This window comes from Streptomyces flavofungini (genome assembly GCF_041028215.1).
GTDB lineage: Bacteria > Actinomycetota > Actinomycetes > Streptomycetales > Streptomycetaceae > Streptomyces > Streptomyces flavofungini_B.
The window spans coordinates 1-2,547 of record NZ_JASKYR010001020.1 but is presented as its reverse complement, the minus strand read 5'-3'; the positions used below and the strand labels follow the sequence as shown (position 1 = coordinate 2,547).

General features: G+C 76.4%; 1 protein-coding gene. It reads left to right on the top strand.

Annotation, left to right across the window (positions count from 1 at the left end; genetic code table 11):
* Positions 1-2,547: acyltransferase domain-containing protein (locus AB8Z36_RS37895; protein WP_369217915.1), on the top strand; the 2,547-nt coding region annotated here is incomplete at both ends.

Below are 2,547 nucleotides of genomic sequence, written 5' to 3'. Positions count from 1 at the left end.
GCTCCTCCGCGTGGAGCGTCGGCGGCCGACTGGTCACCGGGCACGGTCGCACTCCTGACGACCGCGCGCCCCTGGCCCACGGGCACACGCCCCCGCCGCGCGGGCGTGTCGGGCTTCGGAGCGAGCGGAACCAACGCCCACCTGATCATCGAGGAACCGCCGGACGCGGAGGTGCCGTTCGCCGACGCCCCGCAAACCTCCGGACGGGCGCCCGGCGACGCCCCGGACCCCGCACCCGTCGTCTGGCCCCTGTCCGGGAAGGGCCCCGGCGGGCTCGCCGCGCAGGCCCGCCGGTTGCACGGCTGGGTGACCGCGCGTCCCGAGTCGAGCGTGGCCGACATCGGGTGGGCCCTCGCCACCACCCGTGCCCCGCTCTCGCACCGGGCCGTCGTCGTCGGCGGTGACCGGGACGGACTCCTCGACCGGCTGGCCCGGCTCGCGTCCCCCGAGGACGGACGGGAAGCGGCGGAAGGCGGCATACGGCCCGGCAAGGTCGCCTTCGTCTTCCCGGGCCAGGGCTCGCAGTGGGCGGGCATGGCGGCGGAACTCCTCGCCTCCGCGCCCGTGTTCGCCCACCGCGTCGAGGAGTGCGCGAAGGCCCTCGCCCCCCACCTCGGCTACGACCTCCTCGCCGTCCTGAACGACGAGCCCGGCGCCCCGTCCCTGGACCGCGTCGACGTCGTCCAGCCCGTCCTGTTCTCCGTGATGGTGTCGCTCGCCGCGCTCTGGCGCTCCTACGGAGTGCGGCCCGACGCGGTGGTCGGCCACTCCCAGGGCGAGATGGCGGCCGCCTGCGTCGCGGGGGCGCTGTCGCTCGACGACGCGGCCCGCGTCGTGGCGCTGCGCAGCCGCGCCATCGCCACGCTCGGCACGGGCGGCGGCATGCTGTCGGTCGCCGAACCGGCGGCGGACGTACGGGCACGCATCGCCGCCCTGCCAGGACCGGCGGCGGACCTCTGCGTCGCCGTGGTCAACAGCCCCTCGTCCGTGGTCGTCTCCGGACCGGCCGACGCCCTCACCGAGCTGTCCGAGGACTGCGCGGCGGAAGGCGTCTGGGCGCGCAGGGTCCCCGTCGACTACGCCTCCCACTCGCCGCAGATGGAGGAGCTTGAGCCAGAGCTGCGGGCGGCCCTCGGCCCGGTGCGGCCCCGGTCCGCACCGGACACCGCGTTCTACTCCACGGTGACCGCCGAGCGCACGGACACCACCGCGCTCGACGCGGGCTACTGGTACACCAACCTGCGCGGCCCCGTGCTGTTCGAGGACACCGTCCGCGCCATGGCCGACGCCGGTTACCGCACGTTCATCGAGGTCAGCCCGCACCCGGTGGTGACCACCCCGATCAGCCACACCCTCGAATCGGCCGCCCCCGGCCCCGGCACGACCGTCATCGGCACCCTGAAGCGCGACCACGGCGGCCCCGCCGACTTCCTGGACAGCGTGGGAGAGGCGTACGTGGGCGGCGTGGACGTCGACTGGAGGGCGGCGTTCGCCGGCCGCGACGCACGGCGCGTGGAACTGCCGAGGTACGCCTTCACCCGGCGGCGGTTCTGGGTCGACCACCCCGCCGACGACGCGGGCGCGGCCGCAGCGGCGTCCGTGCGGCACCCCGTCCTCTCCGGACAACTGAGCCTCGCCGGATCGCTCGGGCACGTCTTCACCGGCCGCCTCTCGCCCACCCGCCACCCCTGGCTCGCCGACCACACGGTCTTCGGCGAGGTCGTCGTGCCGGGCACGGCCCTGGTCGAACTCGCCGCGACGGCCGGTCGGCGCCTCGGCCTGCCGACGGTGGAGGAACTGACCCTCGAAGCGCCCTTGCTGATCCGCGCGGACGAGGTGTCCGTACAGCTTCAGGCCGCGGAGACCGACGCGCGGGGCCGTGCCGCCTTCACCCTTCACGCGGAGGACGGCGCGGGCGGCTGGACGCGGCACGCGTCCGGCGTGCTGGGCGGTCCCGGGGTGGAGAGGGGGACGACGGCACGGTCGGCGGACTCGCCGGGTGAGGAGGCGCAGGCGGGGGAGCCGGTCGTCTGGCCCCCCGCGGGCGCGGTGCCGGTCGGCATCGGCGACCTGTACGGACGCCTCGCGGCGCGGGGCATGGAGTACGGCGGGATGTTCCGCGGGCTGCGGCGGGTCTGGCGGCACGGCGCCGAGCTCTGCGCGGACGTCGCCGTGGACGCCACGGACGGCTTCGACCCCCGTCACCTCCTGCACCCGGCCCTGCTCGACGCCGCCTTCCACGCCGCCTTCGCCGCAGGCCCGGACGGGGACGGCGCCGCCCTGCTGCCCTTCGCCTGGACCGGCGTACGCCTGACACCCGGCGAGCGCGCGCCCCGCGAGCTGCGCGTCCGCCTGACCCCGACGGGCCAGGACACCGTACGACTGACCGCGGCCGACACCGACGGACGGACGGTGGCCACCGTCGCATCGGTGGTCGCGCGCCCCGTCACGGAGTCCCAGCTCAGTGCCGCGCGCCCGGTGACCGCGGACTGCCTGTTCGGGGTGGACTGGCAGCGGGCGGCACCCGGCGTGGCGCCGGGTGCCGCC